The sequence below is a fragment of the Arthrobacter sp. TB 26 genome (assembly GCF_000427315.1).
Classification (GTDB): domain Bacteria; phylum Actinomycetota; class Actinomycetes; order Actinomycetales; family Micrococcaceae; genus Arthrobacter.
Genome location: NZ_AUPJ01000509.1, coordinates 1 through 2,561, shown reverse-complemented (window position 1 = coordinate 2,561; position 2,561 = coordinate 1). Strand labels below are relative to the sequence as shown.

At 64.5% G+C, this 2,561-nt stretch carries 1 protein-coding gene and 1 pseudogene (1 of these 2 running past the window's edge); both read right to left on the bottom strand.

Features of this window, described 5'->3' with window-relative positions; all coding sequences use genetic code 11:
• A pseudogene (treY, locus tag K789_RS23670) lies at positions 1–194 on the bottom strand (malto-oligosyltrehalose synthase); it reaches 2,142 nt to the left of the window's first position.
• Positions 191–2,431, bottom strand: a complete 2,241-nt coding sequence (gene glgX, locus K789_RS0120175; protein ID WP_024368332.1) for a glycogen debranching protein GlgX — start codon at positions 2,429–2,431, stop codon at positions 191–193. The pseudogene treY and the gene glgX overlap by 4 nt, the downstream one beginning before the upstream one ends.
• Between the last annotated feature and the right edge of the window lie 130 nt (positions 2,432–2,561).

The following is a 2,561-nucleotide window of genomic DNA, read 5'->3' as shown; positions in this document are numbered from 1 at the left end:
CCGCGGTCCGGGTCGATCGCGGAGGGGTCGGTGACGTCATAGCCGTGGTCCGAGCCTTTTTCCGCGGTCAGGATCGGCGAGAGGTAGATCCAGTCCACGCCGAGCGACTTCAGGTAAGGCACCGTCTCGGCAGCATCCTGCAGGGTGAAGCCGGGCCGGATCTGCAGCCGGTAGGTGGAGACGGGGGTCCTCATTTAGCGGTGGCTTTCGCGGCGCTGGTTGCGGCGGCCTCCTCCTGGGCCTCCACCATCTCCTCGTGGGCTTCCTCGTGCTCGGCCATGGAGGCCAGCGAAGCAGCTGCGGAGTAGTCCACTTCCACCTCGGGGCCGGAGTGCGCCCGGAGCACCACCATCGACTTCGCAGCCAGTTTCACCACGGAGCCGGCCTTGAGCGGTTCTTCGGTGTCGGTCTGGTCCGCGGTGTCCACGAGGACGTCCCAGAACCGTGAGTACTCCTCGGTCGGCAGCGCAAAGTCCACGTCGTCGTCGTGGGCATTGAAGCACAGCACGAAGCTGTCGTCGGTGATCCGGCGACCGCGGGAGTCCTGCTCCTGGATGCCGTGCCCGTTGTAGAACACGCCGATGGTCCGGCCGAAGCCGCTGTCCCAGTCCTCCGGGAGCATTTCGGTGCCGTCCGTTTTCAGCCAGACGATGTCCGGCAGCTTCTCGCCCTCGCCACGGCGCACGGGGCGGCCGTCGAAGAAGCGGCTGCGCCGGAAGGTCGGGTGGTCGTGGCGGATCTTGTTGACGACGGCGGTGAACTCCACCAGCGGCTGGTCCATCGCGTCCCAGTGGATCCAGCTCAGCTCGGAGTCCTGGCAATAGGTGTTGTTGTTGCCCTGCTGCGTGCGGCCGAGTTCGTCGCCGTGCAGCAGCATCGGGACGCCCTGCGAGAGCAGCAGGGTCGCGATGAAGTTGCGCTGCTGGCGGGCGCGGAGGGTCAGGACGTGGTCGTTGTCCGTGTCCCCTTCCTCGCCGCAGTTCCAGGAGCGGTTGTGCGATTCGCCGTCATTGTTGCCTTCGCCGTTGGCGTCGTTGTGCTTCTCGTTGTAGGACACGAGGTCGCGCATGGTGAAGCCGTCGTGGGCCGTGACGAAGTTGATCGAGGCCACCGGGCGCCGGGCAGAGCTTTCGTAGAGGTCGGCCGAGCCGGTCAGGCGGGACGCGAATTCGCCCAGCGTCGAGGGCTCGCCGCGCCAGAAGTCGCGGACCGTGTCGCGGTATTTTCCGTTCCACTCGGTCCACTGCGGCGGGAAGTTGCCCACCTGGTAGCCTCCCGGGCCGATGTCCCACGGCTCGGCGATCAGCTTGACCTGGGAGACGATCGGGTCCTGCTGGATGAGTTCGAAGAAAGTGGACAGCTTGTCGACGTCGTAGAACTCGCGGGCCAGCGTGGAGGCGAGGTCGAAGCGGAAGCCGTCGACGTGCATTTCCGTCACCCAGTAGCGCAGGGAGTCCATCAGCAGCTGGAGCGAGTGCGGGTGCCGGACGTTCAGGGAGTTTCCGGTGCCGGTGTAGTCCATGTAGTGCTTCAGGTCGTCGTCGACCAGCCGGTAGTAGGCCTGGTTGTCGATGCCCTTGAACGACAGTGTGGGGCCGAGGTGGTTGCCTTCGGCGGTGTGGTTGTAGACGACATCCAGGATCACCTCGATGCCGGCCTTGTGCAGATCCCGGACCATGGCCTTGAACTCCTGGACCTGGTGCCCGACGTCGCCGGAGGAGCTGTAGGTGTTCTGCGGCGCGAAGAAGCCGATGGTGTTGTAGCCCCAGTAGTTGTTGAGGCCCTTCTCCTCGAGCGTGCCGTCATTGACGAACTGGTGCACGGGCATGAGTTCGATCGCGGTGACGCCGAGCTTCTTGAGGTGCTCAATGACCGCGGGGTGCGAGACGCCGGCATACGTGCCGCGCTGCTCTTCGGGAATTTCCGGGTGGAGCTCGGTCAGGCCCTTGACGTGGGCCTCGTAGATGACCGACTGGTGGTAGGGGATCCGCAGCTGGCGATCGCCGTCCCACTCGAAGAACGGGTTGATGACCACGCCGTGCATGGTGTGCGGCGCCGAGTCGGCGTCGTTGCGGGAGTCGGGGTCGCCGAATTCGTAGGTGAAGAGCGCCGGGTCCCAGTCGATCTGGCCCTGGACGGCCTTGGCGTAGGGGTCCATCAGCAGTTTGTTGGGGTTGAAGCGGTTTCCGTGTTCGGGTTCGTACGGGCCGTGGACGCGGTAGCCGTACTTCTGTCCCGGCTGGATCTGCGGCAGGTAGCAGTGCCACACGTAGCCGTCCACCTCGGTCAGCTCAATCCGCGTCTCGCTCAAATCATCAGCAAGGATGCACAGCTCCACCCGCTCGGCGCGTTCGCTGAACAGGGCAAAATTGGTGCCGGTGCCGTCAAAGGTGGCTCCCAGCGGGTAAGCCGTTCCGGGCCAGACTTCCATGTGTACTCCTCGTGCGTGGCGAAATTTCTCTAGATAGACTACTGGTAAGCAGGGTTACTAATTGACTCGGCGCACTGGCGCGCGCGTTTATTACACCTTCGTCATGACCTCCCGGACGGATGTCGCCACG

What these genes read in the sequence shown, in the direction of transcription:
- glgX (WP_024368332.1), bottom strand. Translation starts at nt 2,431, where the DNA reads ATGGAAGTCTGGCCCGGAACGGCTTACCCGCTGGGAGCCACCTTTGAC.